Consider the following 19,867-nt stretch of genomic DNA (forward strand, 5'->3'; position numbering starts at 1 on the left):
GCACACAACCTGTCGAAGTTGCGGCGCGCCCCCTACCCCAGCGCAGCCACCTTGTCGCGATACCCCCGCACAGGAGCCGCATCCCGATACGGCTCCAACCGACGCTCGAAGTCCCGGACGTACTCGACCGCCCGCACCGACCGCATCTCCGCGGCGGCACCCGCCGCCTCCGCCCCCAACGCACAGGCCTGATCGAGCTCACCGAGCCCCAGCCGGGCGGAGGCGAGGACGACCCGGCAGAACAGCCGGCTGCGGGCGAACGCGGGCGCACGCAGCTGCAGCGACCGCTCCGCATGCTGCGCCGCCGCCCGGAACTGCTGCAGATCCCGGTGGCAGTGCCCGAACTCGTCGGCGAGCTGCGCCTCGTCGAAGAGCCGCGCCCAGTGCGGCACGTCATCGCCGGGGCGAGCCGCTTCGAGGGCGCGTTCGGCCCGGACGAGGGAGGCCGTACAGGCGCGCACCTCGCCGAGTACGCCGTGTCCGCGCGCCTCGCACGCGTGCAGCAGGGCCTGCACGACCGGCGGCGCGCTGGTGCCCACGCCCTGCTGGGCCACGCGCGCGAGCTGGACGGCCTCGCGGCCATGGGCGAGGTAGACGGCCTGGCGGCTCATGGTGACCAGGACGTAGGAGCCGAAGGCCCGGTCCCCGGCCGCCTGCGCGAGCCGCAGCGACTGCACGAAGTACCGCTGGGCGAGCCCGTGCGCCGCGATGTCGTACGACGTCCAGCCCGCGAGCCTCGTGAGGTCCGCGGCGGCGGCGAACAGGCGGCGGCCGGTCTGCTCGCCGTAGGTGCCGCGCAGCATCGGCTCGCACTCGTGCTCCAGGTAGCGCACGAGGGCCTGGCGGGCGTGGCCGCCGCCGTACATGTCGTCCAGGGAGCGGAACAGCTCGCCGACCGACCGCAGCGCGGCGATGTCGCCGCCGGTGACCTTCTGGCCGGGGCCGCGCTCGCCCTGGCTGCGCTGGCGCGGTACGGCCGTGGGGCGGCCCTGGACGGGGATGCGGGCGATCGGCTCGCCCCGGGCGACCTTCTCGTCGGCGCGGCCGATCAGCCAGTCCCGGCTGGGCACGACGAGCCCGGCCGGGGTGAAGGCGATCTTGCGCAGCTCGGCGTGGCTGCCGGAGTCCTTGCGCCACAGGCCGCTGACGATGTCGACGGCCTCCTCGGGGGTGGCGGCGAACTCCAGGCCCGCGTACACGGGCGCGCAGGCGTCGAGGCCGAGGTCCTGGGCGGAGAGCCGGCGGCCGAGGCGGCGCGTGAAGACCTCGGCGATGAGGGCCGGTGTCGTACCGCGTGGCTGCTGGCCGCGCAGCCAGCGTGTGACCGAGGTCTTGTCGTATCTGAGATCAAGCCCGTGTTCGAGGCCGAGCTGGTCCACCCGGCGGGCGAGACCCGCGTTGGAGAATCCCGCTTCTGCAATGAGCGCGGCGAGCTGGCGGTTGGGAGTGCGCTGCGCGGGTCGTTCCGTCATCTGCGGTGCGGTCTCCTGCCTTTCGGGCCTCGCGGACCACTGCGGCCGCCTAGTGCCCGGATTGCCGGTGAGCTGCCCTTTTGGCGTCTCGAACGGCGCGAATGTAGCGGAGAGTAAGCAGCCGATCGCACATTTCCCCGCCCATTCATCCGATCGTGTGAGGATTGCCCTACCGGGCTGACGCGGACCGTGAGACGTCACCCGAACAAGCCGGTCGTACAGTGGCGTAGGCACGCTTTGTGCCTTACGACTTTCCGGTGCTTCTAGGGAGGCGCTTGCCGTGAGTGAGTTGCGGTTCGTTCGTATGGGGTTCGGCCCGGACGCCGTCGAGTACCAGGAGGCGTGGGACGAGCAGCGCCGGGTGCACGCGGCGCGGTTCGAGGACGAGCTCCCCGACACGGTCCTGCTGCTCGAACACCCGCCGGTGTACACGGCCGGCCGGCGCACGGCGGACAACGAGCGGCCCCTGGACGGCACGCCGGTCATCGACGTGGACCGCGGCGGCAAGATCACCTGGCACGGCCCGGGCCAGCTGGTCGGCTACCCGATCCAGAAGCTGCCCCGCCCCGTGGACGTCGTGGCGCACGTACGGCGGCTGGAGGACGCCCTGATCCGCACCTGCGCGGACTTCGGCCTGGAGACGACCCGGGTCGAGGGGCGCAGCGGCGTATGGGTGCTCGGCGACCCGGTGGAGCAGCGTCCGGCGCTCGGCGGGCTGTCCCTGGACTTCGACCCCCGCCTCACCGACGAGGAGTTCGACCCCCGTCTGAACGGCCCCGAGTACGCCCCGTCCAACGCCGGCCAGCGGCGCGAGGACCGCAAGATCGCGGCGATCGGGATCCGGGTCGCCAAGGGCGTGACCATGCACGGCTTCTCGCTGAACGTGAACCCGGACAACAAGTGGTTCGACAGGATCATCCCGTGCGGGATCCGGGACGCGGGCGTCGCCTCACTGGCGAGCGAGCTCGGCCGGGACGTCACGATCGACGAGGTGCTGCCGGTCGTCGAGCGGCACCTGAAGGACGTACTGGAGAACGCGGAGCTGAAGCCGCGGGAGATCGAGAAGACCCCGGCCGGGTGACCCGACAATTCAGCCCCTCCGGCGTTTGAGGAGCGGGGGCGCAGGGGGCAGAGCCCTCTGGCGGGGTGGAAGGGGCAGCGCCCCTTCAGGTTGGGACGGGTAGGGCGGCGGGGGCCAGAAGCCGCCCGGCCCGCCACAGGAATGCACCGACGTTCCGCAAGGTTGCCCAGCCCGGAGACGCAAAACGCACGGGCGTACCCTGGTGTACGCCGAAGAATCGAAGCTACAGGGAGCCGACGTGTCCGCAGTCTCACCCGACGGACGCAAGATGCTGCGCCTGGAGGTCCGCAACAGCCAGACCCCCATCGAGCGCAAGCCCGAGTGGATCAAGACCCGGGCGAAAATGGGCCCCGAGTACACGAAGATGCAGAACCTCGTGAAGAGCGAGGGCCTGCACACGGTCTGCCAGGAAGCCGGCTGCCCGAACATCTACGAGTGCTGGGAGGACCGCGAGGCGACCTTCCTCATCGGCGGCGACCAGTGCACCCGGCGCTGCGACTTCTGCCAGATCGACACCGGCAAGCCCGAGGCGCTCGACCGTGACGAGCCGCGGCGCGTCGGCGAGTCCGTGGTCACCATGGACCTGAACTACGCCACCATCACCGGCGTAGCCCGCGACGACCTCCCGGACGGCGGCGCCTGGCTGTACGCGGAGACGGTCCGCCAGATCCACCAGCAGACGGCGGAGCGCGAGGCCGGCCGCACCAAGGTCGAGCTGCTCGCCCCGGACTTCAACGCCGTGCCGGAGCTGCTCCAGGAGGTCTTCGCCTCCCGCCCCGAGGTCTTCGCGCACAACGTCGAGACGGTGCCCCGGATCTTCAAGCGCATCCGCCCCGGCTTCCGCTACGAGCGCTCCCTGAAGGTCATCACCGAGGCCCGCGACTACGGCCTGGTCACCAAGTCCAACCTCATCCTCGGCATGGGCGAGACCCGCGAGGAGATCAGCGAGGCGCTCCAGCAGCTGCACGACGCGGGCTGCGAGCTGGTGACCATCACGCAGTACCTGCGCCCCTCCGTGCGCCACCACCCCGTGGAGCGCTGGGTCAAGCCGCAGGAGTTCGTGGAGCTGAAGCAGGAGGCCGACGAGATCGGCTTCTCGGGCGTCATGTCCGGGCCCCTGGTGCGCTCCTCGTACCGCGCCGGACGGCTCTACCAGATGGCGATCGAGAAGCGGGGTTCCTACGTCGCCTCACAGGCCGTCTGATGGCACGGAGTGCCACTAGCTTCATGTGAATCTGCGCACAAGCAACCGCCTCTCGGCACTGGCTGAATGACGCGGTCCTGGACGTCCCCGCAGATAGGGGGGCCATCAGGGCCGCGTCAAGCATTTCGGGCCGCACATCAAGGCTTCATCGGTGTTTGACCGGTCGGTCACGCCCTGGTAACACCAATCAGTGACGCTGTTTGTACACCCCGTGCACCGCTCACCAAGCCGCCATCCCGAGGGGGGACCTCCACCATGCAGGCCGCGCCCGTACGCGCCACCGCCATCCCGTCGTTCACCACTGCACTGCGTGCCGTCGAGTCGCTGCTCATGAGCAGCGGTCAGCGCACCGCCCGCCGCAACGCCTGGACGTCCGTGCTGGAGGACCGCCGTCGCGCCAAGGACCGGGTCGAGGCACAGCGCGTCCTGGACCAGGTCACCCTCCTCCGTCCCTGACCCCGCCGCGCTCTTCCCCTGCGCTCCACCACGGCACTGCCGTCGTCGGCGCTTCCGGGGCCACGTAGACTTCGTGGCATGGCGAGGAAGGACACGGCAGCGGACGCTGCGAACCCCGGGCGACTCAAGCAGATCGCTCTGACCTACAAGATGACTCGCAGGGCCGACAAGAAGATCGGTCTTGTACTCGCGGCTGTCGGAATCGTCACCTTCGGTGTCTTCCTCGCGGTCGGTTTCTTGATCGGTCACCCCATCTATCTCGGCATCCTGGGCCTGCTGCTCGCCTTCCTCGCGTCGGCGATCGTGTTCGGGCGCCGGGCCGAGCGGGCGGCCTTCGGGCAGATGGAGGGCCAGCCGGGCGCCGCCGCGGCGGTGCTGGACAACATCGGCCGGGGCTGGTCGACGACGCCCGCGGTGGCGATGAACCGCAGCCAGGACGTGGTCCACCGGGCCGTCGGCAAGGCCGGCATCGTGCTGGTCGCCGAGGGCAACCCGAACCGGGTGAAGAGCCTGCTGGCCGCGGAGAAGAAGAAGATGAACCGCATCGTCGCGGACGTGCCGGTGCACGATCTGATCGTCGGTGTCGGTGAGGGCCAGGTCGAGCTGAAGAAGCTGCGGACCACCATGCTGAAGCTGCCCCGCGTGCTGACCGGTCCCCAGGTGACCGCCACCAACGACCGGCTGAAGGCCATGGGCGACCTCATGAGCAACATGCCGTTGCCGAAGGGCCCGATGCCCAAGGGCATGAAGCTGCCGAAGGGCGGCCCGAAGGCCCGCTGACCTCCCTCGACGAGAACCTACGACGAAGGGGCGCCCGGATCACTCCGGGCGCCCCTTCGTCGTATGCGGGTTCGTCGCGTCCGCGAGTTCGCCGGATGCGAAGAATACGGCCGCTAGATGCGCACTTCCACGGTCCGCGCCAGCCGGTCGTGCAGGCCCCGGCCGTCGCGGTCCCAGATCAGGGCCGGGATGGCGACACACAGCAGGGCCGAGCGGAGCAGGGCACGCAGCGGGTTGACCGTGCCGGTCTCCAGGGTGACCACGCGGAGGCCGAAGAGGCGCTTACCCGGAGTGAAGCCGACGGTGCCGACGGTCAGGACGCTCATCAGGAAGAACAGGAGCAGGGCCCAGTTGCCGGTCGCCTGGCCGTAGCCGTCGGTGATGAGACCGTATGCGATCAAGAGGCAGATACCCCAGTCGACGGCCAGCGCTCCGAGCCGTCGTCCCGGCCGGGCGATGGAGCCCGGCCCGTCCTCCGGAAGGCCGAGTTGCTGACCCCGGTATCCGAAGTCGACACCCGCGTCCTCAGCGGCCGCGCGGGGGCCCGAGAGCCAGGATCCGATTGCTTGCCTCTTGTCCACGGGACCACCGTACTGTGCCCGTTTTGCGATGTGGACAGGTGGGGTGAGGTACGGGATGTCCGGTTAACGTGTGCGAAACAAATGGGTCACGCCCGAGAAATCACCCGTCCCTAGGGTCGAAGACAGCGTGTGCCACCGCACTGGCCGCACGAACGAACTACCACCCCGGTCGGACGGTCGGGAGTAGGAGGAGCTGGATGTTCCAGAACGCCGACGAGGCCAAGAAGTTCATCGCGGACGAGGACGTCAAGTTCGTCGATGTCCGATTCTGCGACCTGCCGGGCGTCATGCAGCACTTCACGCTGCCCGTCGAGGCGTTCGACCCGGACGAGGAGCTCGCCTTCGACGGATCGTCGATCCGTGGTTTCCAGGCCATCCACGAGTCCGACATGGCGCTGCGCGCGGACCTGTCGACCGCCCGGGTCGACCCCTTCCGCCGTGACAAGACGCTGAACATCAACTTCTTCATCCACGACCCGATCACCGGCGAGCAGTACAGCCGTGACCCGCGGAACGTGGCGAAGAAGGCCGAGGCCTACCTCGCCTCCACCGGCATCGCCGACACCGCCTACTTCGGCCCCGAGGCCGAGTTCTACGTGTTCGACAGCGTGCGCTTCGCCACCGGCGCGAACGAGTCCTTCTACCACATCGACTCCGAGGCGGGCGCCTGGAACACCGGTGCGCTGGAGGACAACCGCGGTTACAAGGTCCGCTACAAGGGCGGCTACTTCCCGGTCCCGCCGGTCGACCACTTCGCCGACCTGCGTGCCGAGATCTCCCTGGAGCTGGGCAAGGCCGGTCTCCAGGTCGAGCGCCAGCACCACGAGGTGGGCACCGCCGGCCAGGCCGAGATCAACTACAAGTTCAACACGCTGCTCGCCGCCGCCGACGACCTGCAGCTCTTCAAGTACATCGTGAAGAACGTCGCCTGGCGCAACGGCAAGACCGCGACCTTCATGCCGAAGCCGATCTTCGGTGACAACGGCTCGGGCATGCACGTCCACCAGTCGCTGTGGACCGGCGGCCAGCCGCTCTTCTACGACGAGGCCGGCTACGCGGGCCTGTCGGACACCGCCCGCTACTACATCGGCGGCATCCTCAAGCACGCCCCGTCGCTGCTGGCCTTCACCAACCCGACGGTGAACTCGTACCACCGCCTGGTCCCGGGCTTCGAGGCCCCGATCAACCTGGTGTACTCGCAGCGCAACCGCTCCGCCGCGATGCGTATCCCGATCACGGGTTCCAACCCGAAGGCCAAGCGCGTCGAGTTCCGCGCGCCCGACTCCTCCGGCAACCCGTACCTGGCCTTCTCGGCCCTGCTGCTGGCGGGCCTGGACGGCATCAAGAACAAGATCGAGCCGGCCGAGCCGATCGACAAGGACCTCTACGAGCTGGCTCCCGAGGAGCACGCCAACGTGGCCCAGGTCCCGACCTCCCTCCCGGCCGTCCTCGACTCGCTCGAGGCCGACCACGAGTTCCTCCTCCAGGGCGACGTCTTCACGCCGGACCTGATCGAGACGTGGATCGACTTCAAGCGGACGAACGAGATCGCCCCGCTGCAGCTGCGTCCGCACCCGCACGAGTTCGAGCTGTACTTCGACGTGTGATCCGCGGATTCCGCATGGAAGGCCGCCGCCCCGCACCGGGACGGCGGCCTTCGCCGTGCGGGGCCGTATGAGAGACAGGCGGGCCGGGACGTCCGCCGAGGAGCCGCCTCGGCACCCGCCCTAGTCGGCCGACGGCTCAGGGACGCGCCAGACGATACGGAAGCGGCGGTCCGGTGGCAGTCCGAACCTGCCCACCGGGCCGATCGACTTGATGAGATAGCCGAAGATCTGGTGGTGGGCGTCCTCCGACAACTCGTGCCAGGTCTCCGGCGTCGCGGTCATGACCTCCCGCATCAAGGAGGCGTCCGACTCCGCGCGCAGCATCTCGATGCGGTCCTCGCGGTCCATGGTCCGGTCGGCGTGCATGGCGCTGACCGAACGCTGCAGGAGGTTCGGTTCCACCGCCAGGCGCTGGAGGATGCGGTCGCAGCCGTACCGGAACGCGGTGTGCATCTCCACCGCCTCCTGGTCCGGGAACCGGTAGCCGAAGGGGCTGCCTTCGTCGGCACCGAGGTAGTCGCCCTTCAGGGTGCGCAGAAGGGCCCGCAGGGCGAGTTCGGCACCGTACTCCTCAATGAGGCGGACGCCGACCTGCACCCACTCGTCCTCCGAGATCTGCGGCTCGTGCGGTACGGCGAGCGAGGAGTCGATCTGGATGGCGTTGAACGGGTTGATCATCACGGCCAGCAGCGACTCGGCGTCCATCTGCCCGTCGTCCGTGCCCCAGCCCTGTGACAGGGCCAGTTCCCGTGCCGTCTTCATGCCGCCGGGCTCCCCCTCCCGCACCGCGCGCCACAGGGGCAGGAAGCGTGCCACCTCGGTCGTCGGCTCCCGGGGCGGGTTGACGCAGGCCGCGGCGAGCACCGCCACGATCGACTGCACGGTCTCCCAGCGTGGGACGGTCAGTCCCTTGAGAGTCGTACGGACCCCCTCATGGCTGACGACAGCCGGATGATCGCCCTCGGCGATCAGGGTGCTCACCTTCCGCATGCCCGGGCTGCCCGCCGCCCGGTGGAGTTCTTCCAGGGCGCGTACCAGCTCCCGATGGCCTTCGTTCGGAGGGAGGACGGTGTCGGTCACGGAACGGCGGTTCCTCTCGGCCTTGCGGACCTTGCGGACGACGGTTCGAAACGACCGTCAGATAGTGCCAAGAGTGTAGAAGTCGCAGACAGGTGGCCTCGTGTCAGATTGCGTCAACTTCCCTGTCCCAGACGTCAGACGACGACAAGCTCTCGTGAAGCGACCGGAGCATGGAGCCAGCGCCGTGCAGGAACCGGCGTGCCCTACGAGGAGTTGCCCGTCCATGCACATCCCCGAGTACGCCTATGCCCTGATCCGGTCCGCACTGCCTTCCGTCCCCACGTCCCGGCAGGTGGGGGCCGTGGACTGCTGCCTGTGCGACCGGCCGTTCGAGGATCGGTTGCCGGTGGCGCTCGGCCCGACGCCCGAGTCGGGGCTCTTCGGCTGCCATCCCTGTCTGCGCCGGCTGGTCACCCAGGCGCGACGGGCCCGCCACGCCGCGCTGGCCCAGGACGCCGAGCAGGCCCTTGAGCAAGAGGCGGCCTGGCGGCCGGCACGGGAACGGCATCTCGCCCGGCTCGACCGTGTGCGGCAGGCCGCGGAGGCCGTGGCAGAGCTGGCCGGCGGCGACCGGACCGAGCCGCTTCAGGTCGCCTGGCTCCTGGTCTCGCTGGAGTCGGCGTACACCTGGATCCCGGACGCGCCCGAGCCGCCCGCCTCCGCGGCCGAGGAGGCCACCGAGCTGAAGGAGGAGGGGTTCCGGCTCGACCTGGCGATGATCACGGCGCGGGAGGCTGTTGCCGATCGGCTCGCCTATCACCTGCTCAACGAGGCGCAGCCCCCGGAACCCGAGATGTGCGAGGAGTTCGAATGCCCGGAGGGCTGCTCGGGACGCCATGATTCCACCCACATCGACTGCGGCCCGGACGAGGTCTTCGACGATCTGCTGCGGCACGGGGTCACGGTGGAACGGCCGGAGCCCGAACCCCCGTCCCCTCGCCTCATGGCTCTCCTGGAGGGCGCGGGGACGCAGGAGAAGCGCACGCCGCTTCCGGGCATCGAGGAAGGGGCCACCGCCGTCCTCGCGCACTTGGGCATCGACACGGACGACACGGACGTCCTGGTGAGCGCGGCGGCGGTCGGTCTGGTTGCCGACGCCTGGCGCGAGGGCCCCATGGACCGGATCCACGCGGCCGACGACGGGCCGAGCGACGGGGAGATCTTCGCGCAGAGCGTCGATCTGTACCGCTGGGCCCGTGCCGCTCTGCTGGCCGCGCGCGACGACGGACCCGAGGAACTACTCGCCTTCGTCGCCATCGCCTCGGACCTGGATCTTCCGTGGGCCGGCGGCTCGCCCTTCACCCTGCGGGCGGTGTCCGAGCCCGTGTCCGAGCCCGTGGCCGAGTTCGTCCAGCAGGTCGACGACCGGGTCTGGTTCACCACCGAGGTCATACGGGAGCAGGGCTGGCGGGCGGCGCTGCTGCACAGGGCTCTGTCGGCCGCGTCCCGCGCCCCCCACCATTTCGGAATGCCGAGCTGGTCCGGCACCGTGAGCACGGCGATGGAGCGACTCGCCCTGCTGGACCGGTCGGATGCGCCCGAGGCACTGGCCGACCTCACGGCGGTGCGGGCCACTCTGCTCGAGGCGCCCGACGAACTCGGGGCGGAGGCTCTCGACTGGATCTCCCGTCACGCGCTGCTCGAGTAGCACGCACGGGGTGCTGTTCTTCGACGCGTCCGGCTCACCGAGAGTCGGCGGGCGGCATTTTCCTACGGGCCCGGCACCCGAGGACGCCGCACATGGCCGGGTTCGCCAGGAGGGCGACCTGAGGTGCCGCCGGGGGCACGGGGGATCGAGATGCCTGCAAGTACCGTCACAACCCTGGGGGCAGCGCTGTGAAGTGGGACGATGTGGCCCTGGTGATCCTCGCCGCGTCCGGCTGCCTGACGCTGCTGCTGACCCAGGTCAGCGAGGTGCTCTCCCGGCTGCCACAGATCATCCGCGCGTGGCGGCAGGTACGCGACGAACTGAGCGGGGGCACCGGTCCGGGCCGTGGGGATCGCTCCGGGTCCGCAGGGGGCCAGGACGAAGGCTGAACCGTCGTACCGAACGGGCTGAACCGTCGTACCGAACGGTGGGGCGCGGGCGTATGTTCTATTCTTCTGTCGCTGGGACGACACGGGGGTGGACGGGATGCCGGAGCACGAACAGGACGACCAGGAGCGCGAGTTCGACCTGCGGTGGGCGGACAACGCCGAGCACAAGGAGCCCTCGGCGCGGGCCCGGATGCTCGCCGCGCGGTGGAAGGAGAACCCGCCCGGTCCGGTGCCGTTCCGGGGCGAGCCCGATCATGTGGCCCAGCGGCAGCGCCGGTCGGGCTGGGTGTCCACGGCCATCGTGCTCGGATGTGTCGCCGGGGTGATCGTGCTGCTGGGGTACACCAACTTCCGCGGGGCCTACTAGCGGGGCGGGGACCCCGGGGGGCTTTGCTGGTCCTAGGGCCGATCACGACCCGTTCATGGGGGTCACCGGGTGCACACTGGGCAGTGGGACGAGTGCCTGAGTGCGCGCGGGGTGATGCGAGATGCAGAGCCGGTTCCGGAGTGATCGGCGGTTGACCGCCCGGATGGGGATCACTCTGTTTCTGCTCGGATTGTTGTACGTGGCGTTCGTGGCCGCGTTGATCGTGCTGCTGAAGTCCTGGGTGCTCGTCGTGGTCGTGGCGGCGGGGCTGCTGGGGGCGCAGTACTGGTTCTCCGACCGGGTCGCGCTGTTCGCGATGCGGGGGCGGGTCGTGGAGCGGGAGGAGTATCCCGAGCTGCACGGGGTCGTCGACCGGCTGTGCGCCATCGCCGACATGCCGAAGCCCGTGGTCGCCGTGTCGGAGATGGACATGCCGAACGCGTTCGCGACCGGGCGCAATCCCGATCATGCAGTGGTCTGTGTGACCACGGGGCTGCTGCGTCGGCTGGAGCCGGACGAGCTGGAGGGTGTGCTCGCGCACGAGCTGTCGCATGTGGCGCACAAGGACGTCGCCGTGATCACCGTCGCCTCGTTCCTCGGGGTGATCGCGGGGCTGATCGTACGGTTCGCCTTCTACTCCCAGCTGTTCGGCGGCGGGCGCCGGGACCAGAACACCGCCGTGATCTTCGCTGCCGTACTGGGCGTGTCGGCGGCCGTGTACGCGATCAGCTTCCTGTTGATCCGGGCCCTGTCCAGGTACCGGGAGCTGGCCGCCGACCGGGCCGCGGCGCTGCTCACCGGGCGGCCCTCGGCGCTGGCCTCCGCGCTCACCAAGGTCTCCGGCGACATCGCCCGGATCCCCAGCAAGGATCTGCGGACGGCTCAGGCCTTCAACGCCTTCTACTTCACGCCGGCCCTCGGCCGGGAACCCGGCGTCGCGCGGCTCTTCTCCACCCACCCGAGCCTGGAGCAGCGGCTCGACCAACTGGGGCGGATCTCCACCGAGCTGGGCGAGGCCGCGGCTCCCGGAGGGGTGTGAGCATGGGGCTGCTGGACATCCTGTTCGGCCGTACGAAGCCGGTCGCGCCCGATCTCGACCAGCTCTTCGGGCTGCCGTCGGCCGCGGTCACCCTGGAGGCGGCGGCCGGGTTCCGGCCGACCGGCAGCGGGGCGGTGTGCTTCGCCACGGTCGAGGGCGCCGCCTTCGCGCAGACGCACCGCGAGGTGCAGGCGCTGCTCGACGCGGACGCCGAGCGCGAGGGACGGCCGGTGCGGCTGACGCAGGACGACTACGGGTACTCGTGGCTGGTCTCCACGCGCAAGCCCGACCAGCTACCGGAGCTGGTCAACGACCTGCACGCGGTGAACAGCGCGATGGAGGTCAACGGCTTCGGGCCGCAGCTGCTGTGCTCGCTGACGGGGTTCGAGGACGACGAGGGCAGGCGGCTCGCCCTCGTCTACCTCTACAAGCGGGGCACCTTCTACCCGTTCGCGCCGCTGCCCGGCACCGCCGAACGGCGGGACAACCCGCTGGAGCTGCGGGTGAAGGCGGTCCTCGCGGACGACCTGCGGATCGAGCAGGACCTGAGCCGCTGGTTCCCGGTCTGGGGTGCCCCCGGCCTGTGACCGGGGGCACCTCGGGCTGCCGATGGACCACGGGCGGACCACCGGCGAACTACCGGCCGAGCTGGTCTCACTTGCTCTTGTCGCGCTCCTGGCGACGGGCCTCGAAGGGACGCTCGCGCCGGTAGCGCCGCTCCCACTTGGCCTGCATGTCGCGGCGGTCGCGGTAGGAGCGGTAGTCCGCGGGCGCGGAACCTCCCGCCGAGGCCCCTCCCCCGGCCCCGCCGCTCGGCACGGAGGAGCTCCGGCCGTACTGCAGGTAGAGGAAGAGGACCGCGACGGCGGCCAGCCAGTAGAGGTGGTTGTCGAATCCTAAGATCACCAGGACGACGGTCCCGGACATGACGATGGTGCCCATCACGGGCCTCCGTGAGCGTGGTTCGATTCTGGATCTTGAGCGGTGACCGATGTCCGACGGGGCGCTGGGGAAGGGCGGCCGTCCGTCGGTGCGTAGAGAGTAGCCCCGAGCCCGCAGGGTGGCGCCTGCCCTGCGCGAAGCGGCGTGAGCTGCTCCGTTACGCGTGTCCAGCGTAGGGATCCGGTCACCGGGCGTGCACCTCCTTTTCCCGTGGCCCAAGTGCCGTGAATGAATGGGGCACATGACCGAGCTCTCCCCCTTCACACACGCCCACGACGGCGAACTGCTCAGCGGTGTGTACGGCGGTGACGCCGGCGCCCCGGGCACGGCCACCGTCGTGCTGCTGCACGGCGCGGGCAACGGCAGCAAGGAGCGACTGCTCCCGCTGCTCGCCGAGTTCGTGTCCCGCGGCTGTCGTGGGCTTGCCTTCGACTTCTCGGGGCACGGCGAAAGCACCGGTGCGCTGCGGGAGTTGAGCCTGCGGCGCCGCTTCGACCAGGCGGTCGCCGTCATCGACGCGCGCGTGCCGGCGGACGGCCCGCTGATCGTGGTCGGGTTCAGCATGAGCGGGCAGACGGTGGCGGACGTCGTCGCGCACTACGGCGAGCGCGTGGCGGCGGTCGGACTGTGCGCCCCCGCCGTGTACGCGCGGGAGGCGTGGGACGTGCCGTTCGGCGAGGGGGACGGCCGGTTCAGCGAGATCATCCGCAGACATGACGGCTGGCGCGGGGCGCCCGCGCTCGAAGTGCTGCGGGCGTACGAGGGGCGGGCGGTGCTCGCGGTGCCGGGGACGGACGCGGTCATCCCGCCGGCCGTGACGGAGGCGGTGCAGGAGGCGCTGGCCGCTCGCTCGCGGTTCACGCGGTTCGACGTGCCGGACGCGGCGCACATGCTGGGGCTGTGGTTCCAGGAACATGCCGAGGACCGGCGGGAGTTCGTGACATCGGTGCTGGACGGCGAGCCGAACCCCGTCAGATCCCCGGCGCGGCCCTGACCACCCCGGCCCCGACGGCCGCGCCCAGGGTCGTGTGGTCGGCGACGGTCTGGTCGGCGTAGGCCAGGGCGAACTCGGTGACCGCGCGGTCGAAGGTGTCGGCGCTGCCGAGGTAGCCGGCGATGGCGATCCGGTCGCCGGAGCGGGCGTGGGCCCGGGCGAGGGCGGTGCCGCACAGGCGGGCGTAGGCGAGAAGGCCGTCCGGGCTCATCGCGGCGACGTCCGCGGAGCCCTTCATGTCGCGCAGCTGACGCCAGTAGAAGGCGCGGCCCTGCGGCCCGGACATCCAGCCGAGGAAGATGTCACTGGCCGCCTGCAACAGCCGCTGACCTGCGACGACGCGATGGCCGGGGTGGACGTAGGGCCCACTCGGCAGGTACTCCTCCAGTACGGACGGCCGGGCCTCCTTGATCTGGAGGAAGAGCGGGTCGTCGGTGTCGCGCCCGGCGAGCAGCACGAGGAAGCAGCGCAGGCCGACGCTGCCGATGCCGACGACCTTGCGGGCGGCGTCGACGAAGCGGTAGCGGTCGAGGAGCAGGCGGCGCTCCTCGGAGAGGGTCGAGCGGTAGTCGCTGAAGATCTTGCGCAGGGAGGCCATGTCGGACGTGCCCGCGGGTTCGAGGAGCGGCGGGTCGTGGATGATGCGCCGGCGCCCGTCGACCACCTCGGTCAGCCGGTCGAAGGCCCGCAGGCTGGTGCGGCGGCGGGCGCGCCCGAGGCTGGTCTCGGCCCGGCGGCGGTCGCGGGCCGAGCGGACCAGGGGCAGGAGCTGCTCGGCGTCGATGCTCGTGTACCAGACGTCGAGTTCGCCGCGCCGGGCCAGCCGCCGCATGGTGGTGCGGTACGCGACAACGGCCGTCAGGGCGGCATGGCGGGCCTTGGCCTCCGGGTGCCCGATCTCGCGGGCGGCCACGGCGACCGAGGTGGCGAGCCGTTTGACGTCCCACTCGAATGGACCGCAGAACGTCTCGTCGAAGTCGTTCAGGTCGAAGAGCAGGGAGCGCTCCGGGGAGGCGTACAGGCCGAAGTTGAGCAGATGGGCGTCGCCGCACAGCTGCACGGTGAGGCCGGTGTGCGGGGCGGCGGCGAGGTCGGCGGCCATCACGGCGGCGGCGCCGCGCAGGAACGCGAAGGGGGACGCCGCCATCCTGCCGTACCTGATCGGCAGCAGCTCCGGCAGCCGGTCACGGCCCTGGCGTTCCAGTACGGCGACGGGGCCGGGGCGGTCCACGGAGGGGATCCAGCCGGCGTGCGCGGAGCGGGGGACCTGCTTGCGGGCTGCCTTGCCGCGCAGGGCCCGGTCGGCCGGGGTGGTGGGGGTCGTCATGGGGAGACGGTTCTGTGTACGGCCGTCCCGTGCGGGGGTGGGGCCACGGCCGGCCCATGCGCCGGTGGGGGTACGGCCGTCCCGTGCATCGGTGTGGGTACGGCCGCCCCGCGCACCGGCCGTCGTATGCCGTGCCTGCCCATCGCACCTCCCGCTGCCATGCCCGCTCGGGGCGAGGTCCGCCACCCTCTGATTCGCAGTGAAGGCGGGGCGGGGGGTGGACGCATGCCGGGTACGGCAATCGGGTGACGGGGTGGTGGGGCGGGCGCGACTTCGGGGCGTGAGGGCGTCCGGCGTGCGGGGGCCGTTGTCAGTGGGGTCCGGGAGGATGCGGGTACGGGTGGTGTGGCGGCGTGACGGGTGGAGGCCGGGATGGGTGAGGGGCTGCGGTACATCGGGGTGGCGGAGCGGCGCGCTCGGCTGGGGTCGCGGCATCGGCTGGCCGGGGCGGCGCGGGCCGGGGGCCCGGAGGAGGTCGCCGAGTCGCTCGTCGCGCTGCACGGCACCGATCCGGCGACCGTGTACCTGGCCGTGGGGGCACGGCTGGCCGAGCCCGCGACGACCGTCGCGGAGACGGAACGGGCGTTGTACGAGGAGCGGGCGCTGGTCCGGATGCACGGCATGCGGCACACCGTGTTCGTGTTCCCCACCCGACTGACGGCCGTCGTAAACGCCTCGACCGGCCTCGCGGTCGCCGCCCGGGAGCGGGCCACGCTGGTCAAGCACATGGCGGCCGCCGGGGCGCCGGACGCCGCCTGGCTGGCGGAGGTCGAGGCGTCGGCGCTGGCCGCGCTGGCGCGGCGCGGGCAGGCGACCGCGGCCGAACTCGCCGAGGACGAGCCACGGTTGCGGGAGCAGTTCGTGTACGGGGCCGGCAAGAGCTACGAGGGGGTGCACACCGTCTCGACGCGGCTGCTGCGGGTGATGGGCATCGAGGGGAAGGTGGTGCGGGGGCGGCCGCTGGGCTCCTGGACGTCCTCGCAGTTCCGGTGGGCGGTGGCGCCCGAGCATCCCGAGCTGGACGTGGCCGGGGCACAGGCGGAGCTGCTGCGGAACTGGCTCGCGGTGTGCGGGCCGGCGACGGAGGCCGACCTCAAGTGGTGGACCGGATGGCGGGTCACCGAGGTGCGCCGGGCGCTGGCGGCGACGGGAGCGCAGGCCGTGTCCCTCGACCAGGGGACGGGGTACGTCGTCGACGGTGACGTCGGTCCGGTGGCGGAGCCCGCGGAGCCGTGGGCGGCGCTGCTGCCCGCGCTGGACCCCACGGCCATGGGGTGGCAGCGGCGGGAGTGGTATCTGGCGCCGGAGCTGTGGCCATCGCTGTTCGACCGCAGCGGCAATGTGGGGCCGACGGTGTGGTGGAACGGGCGGGTGGTGGGCGGGTGGGCCCAGCGGGGGGACGGGGAGATCGTCTGGCGGTTGCTGGAGGAGCTGGGGAGCGGGGAGCGGCGGGCCGTGGAGGCGACGGTCGCGGTGGAGGCGGAGCGGGTCCGGGGGTGGGTGGGGGCGGCTCGGGTGACGCCTCGGTTTCGGACGCCGTTGGAGCGGGAGTTGTCGGCGTAGGGGTGGGGCGGGTGTTGTGGCGCGTGGGGGGTGTGGGGGCGTACGAGTGGTGCGGGGTGTCGCGTCTGCCGGGTGCCCTGGACCTTGGGGGCACCCGGCGGCGCGGCTTAACGCGAGTACTTCATGAGCGCCCGCACCATGTGGCACGTCGTGTCCGACGGCGGGTGTACGCCGATGGTCTCGGCGGTGCTCCGGATCGTCTCGTTGCGGGCCTGGTTGGGCATGTAGACGCCCGTGTCGAGGAGGGCTATGGCGAGGCGCAGGGCTTTGAGGCGGCGGTTGTGGGTGATGTACCACTCGCGCGGCCGGCCCGGCGGCAGCGGCCGCTTCTCCACGGGCGCGTACGGCAGGTCCAGCAGCACCGGGCGCTGCGCGGTGGACTGGGTGGGCAGCGGCTTGCGGGTCGGCTTCTGCTTCAGTGCGGCAGCGGGCACAGGCATCCTCCTGTCGCGGTAGAGCGCCGGTCGGGTTGCCCGGCGACGCTCTCGAACACTGGTTACAGTTTACTGCCCGGCACTGACAATCGGGGGGTGCCAGGGTTCGCTGAAATGCCCTGGTCAGCAACGAAATTGTCACTGTGTCACGGCGGGGTCGCGAGGGGCGCCAGAGGCGCCGAAGAAATCGAACACGGAGCTCGTGGCGGACAGGGTGCGCGCCGAGTCGGGATCGTTGCGGACGGGTCGGGATACCGTGAGCGACATGGAGATCTGGATCAATCCGGCCTGTTCCAAGTGCCGTAGCGCCCTCACGTTGCTCGACGCCGAAGGGGCCGAGTACACCGTCCGTCGGTATCTGGAGGACGTGCCGAGCGAGGACGAGATCCGGGAGGTGCTCGATCGGCTGGGGCTGGAGCCGTGGGACATCACCCGGACCCAGGAGGCCGTCGCCAAGGAGCTCGGGGTCAAGGAGTGGGCTCGGGACGAGAGTTCGCGGGGGCGGTGGGTGAAGGCCCTGGCCGAGCATCCGAAGCTGATCCAGCGGCCGATCATCACGGCGGAGGACGGTACGGCCGTGGTGGGGCGCAGCGAGGACGCCGTGCGGGATGCATTGTCCCGGGAGGGATGAGGGAGGACTGAGGGAGGACCGAGGGAGGGCTGAGGCTCTCTCAGGCGGGGTGTGACGTAGGTTACTTGTGTGACTCCTGAAACCGCTGAGTAACTTCGTTCGGTATCTCGTACATAGCGGCGTACGCTCCCCGACCTCCCAGGAGGCGCGCATGTCGCGTAGGAGAACTGTCAGTACGAAGAAGAAGATCGCGCTGTTGGTGAGTGCGGCGACGGTGGCGGGAGGCGGTGCCTTCGTCATGGCGAGCACCTCGAACGCCTCGCAGTCGCCGACGGTCAAGTCCGCCGCGGAGTCGAGTGTCTGCCAGGGGCTCGCCACCGCGCTCGGCAACAACCAGCGGTTCATCGAGGGGCAACGGGCCGAGCCCGACGCGCAGTCCGAAGCGCGGATCGCCAACCGCGAGGCCGTCATCGCGCAGATCAAGGTCCAGCAGGAAGCGTCCGGGTGTGTCGCCGGGGAGTCGGCTCAGGACTCCCAAGCCACACAGCCGGCGCCGAGCGCTCCCGCGGGGGGTGCCGAGGAAGCCGGGGGTGCGGGGGACGCCGCCGCCGGCAACGGCGATGCGGGGAACGCCGGGGACGGCGGGAACGCGGGGGACGCCGGCGGCGGGGCCGCGGGCTCGGGTCAGCAGGTCTGCAACGGCTCGACCGTCACGCTCTCCGGTGAGGGAGGGGCTCCGGCCGCGTCCAGCAACCAGTTCCCGGCCGGTACGAAGCTGAAGGTCACCAACCTGGACAACAACAAGTCCACGACGGTGGAGGTCACCTCTGTTTCCGGCAGCTGTGTGCTGCTCAACAACGCGGCCTTCGAGCAGGTGCGGGAAGCCGGGAAGTTCCTGATTCGGCGAGCGGTGATCGAGAAGGTGGGGTGAGGCTCCGGTAATCACCTCGTACGTGTCAGGGGTCCTGCTGCTCGCGGCCACGGGCGGCAGGGCCCTGTACGTGTGTGGGGTACGGGTTTGGTGCCGGGTGCCCGCGGCGGGCCGTGCTGTCGTGACTCCGGCGTGAAACGCGCCACAGCCCCCTCAGGTAACACGGGGTTCACATTCGAGCAATGACCGGGAAATCGCCTGTTGACAGGCTCGCGGGCAACAAGAGCGGCGCCTCAGTGCCGCAGCGCCGCAGCACCCGCAAGTGCAGACACACCCCGAAGGAAGTGGCCCGTGACCTTCAAGGCTGAGTACATCTGGATCGACGGCACCCAGCCGACCGCCAAGCTCCGTTCCAAGACGAAGATCATCACGGGCGAGCCCGTCGGTCTGGACGCGCTGCCGATCTGGGGCTTCGACGGGTCCTCCACGAACCAGGCCGAGGGCCACTCCTCGGACCGTGTCCTCAAGCCGGTCTTCACCTGCCCGGACCCGATCCGTGGTGGCGACGACATCCTCGTCCTGTGCGAGGTCCTCAACATCGACATGACGCCGCACGAGTCCAACACCCGTGCCGCGCTGGCCGAGGTGGCGGAGAAGTTCGCCGGCCAGGAGCCGATCTTCGGTATCGAGCAGGAGTACACGTTCTTCCAGGACGGCTACCCGCTCGGCTTCCCCAAGGGCGGCTTCCCGGCGCCGCAGGGTGGCTACTACTGCGGTGTCGGCGCCGACGAGATCTTCGGCCGTGAGGTCGTCGAGGCGCACCTGGAGAACTGCCTGGAGGCCGGTCTCGCGATCTCCGGCATCAACGCCGAGGTCATGCCCGGTCAGTGGGAGTTCCAGGTCGGCCCGGTCTCGCCGCTGGAGGTCTCCGACCACCTGTGGGTCGCCCGCTGGCTGCTCTACCGCACCGCCGAGGACTTCGGTGTCGCCGCGACGCTGGACCCGAAGCCGGTGAAGGGCGACTGGAACGGTGCCGGTGCGCACACGAACTTCTCCACGAAGGCGATGCGCGAGGGCTACGACGCGATCATCACCGCCTGCGAGTCGCTCGGTGAGGGCTCCAAGCCGCTCGACCACGTCAAGAACTACGGCGCCGGCATCGACGACCGCCTGACCGGTCTGCACGAGACCGCCCCGTGGAACGAGTACTCCTACGGTGTCTCCAACCGTGGTGCCTCGGTCCGTATCCCGTGGCAGGTCGAGCAGGACGGCAAGGGCTACATCGAGGACCGCCGTCCGAACGCGAACGTCGACCCGTACGTGGTGACCCGTCTGCTCGTCGACACCTGCTGCTCCGCGCTGGAGAAGGCCGGACAGGTCTGATCCTCGCCGCGGTTCTTGAGGGGCGCTCACCGGGACGGTGGGCGCCCCCTCGCGTTGTCAGTGGGGCGTGCCAGGGTG

21 protein-coding genes are annotated in these 19,867 nt (G+C 70.5%); 15 read left to right on the plus strand and 6 right to left on the minus strand.

The features are described from left to right. Positions 1 to 32: 32 nt before the first annotated feature. Positions 33 to 1,472 (minus strand): regulator, encoded by a 1,440-nt coding sequence (locus ABIE67_RS14030; RefSeq protein ID WP_370256820.1) that lies wholly within the window; start codon positions 1,470 to 1,472, stop codon positions 33 to 35. Between the two features lie 280 nt (positions 1,473 to 1,752). On the opposite strand from ABIE67_RS14030, the gene lipB reads away from it, so the two are divergent. The 4 genes from lipB (at position 1,753) to ABIE67_RS14050 (ending at position 4,993) form a co-directional block, all read left to right on the plus strand. Beyond that, positions 1,753 to 2,553: a lipoyl(octanoyl) transferase LipB gene (lipB, locus tag ABIE67_RS14035; RefSeq protein ID WP_370256821.1), complete on the plus strand. Its 801-nt coding sequence runs from the start codon at positions 1,753 to 1,755 to the stop codon at positions 2,551 to 2,553. A gap of 238 nt (positions 2,554 to 2,791) precedes the next feature. Then, complete coding sequence (gene lipA, locus ABIE67_RS14040) at positions 2,792 to 3,757, plus strand: lipoyl synthase (RefSeq protein WP_370256822.1); 966 nt, start codon at positions 2,792 to 2,794, stop codon at positions 3,755 to 3,757. Between the two features lie 255 nt (positions 3,758 to 4,012). After that, positions 4,013 to 4,213, plus strand: coding sequence for a hypothetical protein (locus ABIE67_RS14045; RefSeq protein WP_370256823.1), 201 nt, complete (start codon positions 4,013 to 4,015; stop codon positions 4,211 to 4,213). A gap of 78 nt (positions 4,214 to 4,291) precedes the next feature. Beyond that, on the plus strand, positions 4,292 to 4,993 hold the full coding sequence (locus tag ABIE67_RS14050; protein WP_370256824.1) for a DUF4191 domain-containing protein: 702 nt from the start codon (positions 4,292 to 4,294) through the stop codon (positions 4,991 to 4,993). A 113-nt stretch (positions 4,994 to 5,106) separates the two neighbouring features. Here the strand turns inward: ABIE67_RS14050 and ABIE67_RS14055 are convergent, their stop codons facing one another. After that, a complete protein-coding gene (locus ABIE67_RS14055; protein WP_370256825.1) occupies positions 5,107 to 5,574 on the minus strand; it encodes an RDD family protein in 468 nt (155 codons plus the stop codon). A 197-nt stretch (positions 5,575 to 5,771) separates the two neighbouring features. Between ABIE67_RS14055 and glnA the strand changes: the two genes are divergently transcribed. Beyond that, entirely contained in the window at positions 5,772 to 7,181 is a 1,410-nt protein-coding gene (gene glnA / locus ABIE67_RS14060) for a type I glutamate--ammonia ligase (protein ID WP_048587393.1), read from the plus strand. Positions 7,182 to 7,301: 120 nt separating this feature from the next. On the opposite strand, the gene ABIE67_RS14065 is transcribed toward glnA, so the two are convergent. Then, positions 7,302 to 8,261 carry a hypothetical protein gene (locus tag ABIE67_RS14065; protein WP_370256826.1) on the minus strand — a complete coding sequence of 320 codons (960 nt, stop codon included), beginning with the start codon at positions 8,259 to 8,261 and terminating at the stop codon, positions 7,302 to 7,304. A gap of 223 nt (positions 8,262 to 8,484) precedes the next feature. On the opposite strand from ABIE67_RS14065, the gene ABIE67_RS14070 reads away from it, so the two are divergent. The 5 genes from ABIE67_RS14070 to ABIE67_RS14090 all read left to right on the plus strand — a co-directional run bounded on the left by ABIE67_RS14070 (position 8,485) and on the right by ABIE67_RS14090 (position 12,291). Continuing rightward, complete coding sequence (locus ABIE67_RS14070; protein WP_370256827.1) at positions 8,485 to 9,909, plus strand: hypothetical protein; 1,425 nt, start codon at positions 8,485 to 8,487, stop codon at positions 9,907 to 9,909. Between the two features lie 188 nt (positions 9,910 to 10,097). Continuing rightward, complete coding sequence (locus ABIE67_RS14075) at positions 10,098 to 10,298, plus strand: hypothetical protein (protein ID WP_370256828.1); 201 nt, start codon at positions 10,098 to 10,100, stop codon at positions 10,296 to 10,298. Between the two features lie 97 nt (positions 10,299 to 10,395). After that, positions 10,396 to 10,665, plus strand: coding sequence for a hypothetical protein (locus ABIE67_RS14080; protein ID WP_370256829.1), 270 nt, complete (start codon positions 10,396 to 10,398; stop codon positions 10,663 to 10,665). 121 nt (positions 10,666 to 10,786) lie between these two features. Next, positions 10,787 to 11,704 carry a zinc metalloprotease HtpX gene (gene htpX, locus ABIE67_RS14085; RefSeq protein WP_370256830.1) on the plus strand — a complete coding sequence of 306 codons (918 nt, stop codon included), beginning with the start codon at positions 10,787 to 10,789 and terminating at the stop codon, positions 11,702 to 11,704. Between the two features lie 2 nt (positions 11,705 to 11,706). Next, complete coding sequence (locus ABIE67_RS14090) at positions 11,707 to 12,291, plus strand: hypothetical protein (RefSeq protein ID WP_370256831.1); 585 nt, start codon at positions 11,707 to 11,709, stop codon at positions 12,289 to 12,291. A gap of 67 nt (positions 12,292 to 12,358) precedes the next feature. Here ABIE67_RS14090 and ABIE67_RS14095 read toward each other — a convergent pair whose 3' ends face one another. After that, a complete protein-coding gene (locus ABIE67_RS14095) occupies positions 12,359 to 12,646 on the minus strand; it encodes a hypothetical protein (protein WP_370256832.1) in 288 nt (95 codons plus the stop codon). 241 nt (positions 12,647 to 12,887) lie between these two features. On the opposite strand from ABIE67_RS14095, the gene ABIE67_RS14100 reads away from it, so the two are divergent. Then, positions 12,888 to 13,640: an alpha/beta hydrolase gene (locus ABIE67_RS14100; protein ID WP_370256833.1), complete on the plus strand. Its 753-nt coding sequence runs from the start codon at positions 12,888 to 12,890 to the stop codon at positions 13,638 to 13,640. Here the strand turns inward: ABIE67_RS14100 and ABIE67_RS14105 are convergent. Then, a complete protein-coding gene (locus ABIE67_RS14105; RefSeq protein WP_370256834.1) occupies positions 13,618 to 14,967 on the minus strand; it encodes a DUF2252 domain-containing protein in 1,350 nt (449 codons plus the stop codon). The two genes, ABIE67_RS14100 and ABIE67_RS14105, sit on opposite strands and share 23 nt — an antisense overlap. A gap of 372 nt (positions 14,968 to 15,339) precedes the next feature. Here ABIE67_RS14105 and ABIE67_RS14110 point away from each other — a divergent pair, with 372 nt between their 5' ends. Next, the gene (locus ABIE67_RS14110) at positions 15,340 to 16,530 is read left to right on the plus strand and encodes a winged helix DNA-binding domain-containing protein (RefSeq protein WP_370256835.1); all 1,191 of its coding nucleotides are present in this window, start codon (positions 15,340 to 15,342) and stop codon (positions 16,528 to 16,530) included. A 107-nt stretch (positions 16,531 to 16,637) separates the two neighbouring features. Here the strand turns inward: ABIE67_RS14110 and ABIE67_RS14115 are convergent, their stop codons facing one another. Next, on the minus strand, positions 16,638 to 16,964 hold the full coding sequence (locus ABIE67_RS14115; protein ID WP_370256836.1) for a hypothetical protein: 327 nt from the start codon (positions 16,962 to 16,964) through the stop codon (positions 16,638 to 16,640). A 265-nt stretch (positions 16,965 to 17,229) separates the two neighbouring features. Between ABIE67_RS14115 and ABIE67_RS14120 the strand changes: the two genes are divergently transcribed. From ABIE67_RS14120 to glnII, 3 genes are all read left to right on the plus strand, one after another. Next, complete coding sequence (locus tag ABIE67_RS14120) at positions 17,230 to 17,595, plus strand: arsenate reductase family protein (RefSeq protein WP_370256837.1); 366 nt, start codon at positions 17,230 to 17,232, stop codon at positions 17,593 to 17,595. Positions 17,596 to 17,746: 151 nt separating this feature from the next. Further along, positions 17,747 to 18,466 carry a hypothetical protein gene (locus ABIE67_RS14125; RefSeq protein ID WP_370256839.1) on the plus strand — a complete coding sequence of 240 codons (720 nt, stop codon included), beginning with the start codon at positions 17,747 to 17,749 and terminating at the stop codon, positions 18,464 to 18,466. 291 nt (positions 18,467 to 18,757) lie between these two features. Then, positions 18,758 to 19,789 (plus strand): glutamine synthetase, encoded by a 1,032-nt coding sequence (gene glnII / locus ABIE67_RS14130; protein ID WP_370256840.1) that lies wholly within the window; start codon positions 18,758 to 18,760, stop codon positions 19,787 to 19,789. Positions 19,790 to 19,867 lie beyond the last annotated feature (78 nt).

The sequence above is a fragment of the Streptomyces sp. V4I8 genome, from assembly GCF_041261225.1.
Lineage (GTDB): Bacteria > Actinomycetota > Actinomycetes > Streptomycetales > Streptomycetaceae > Streptomyces.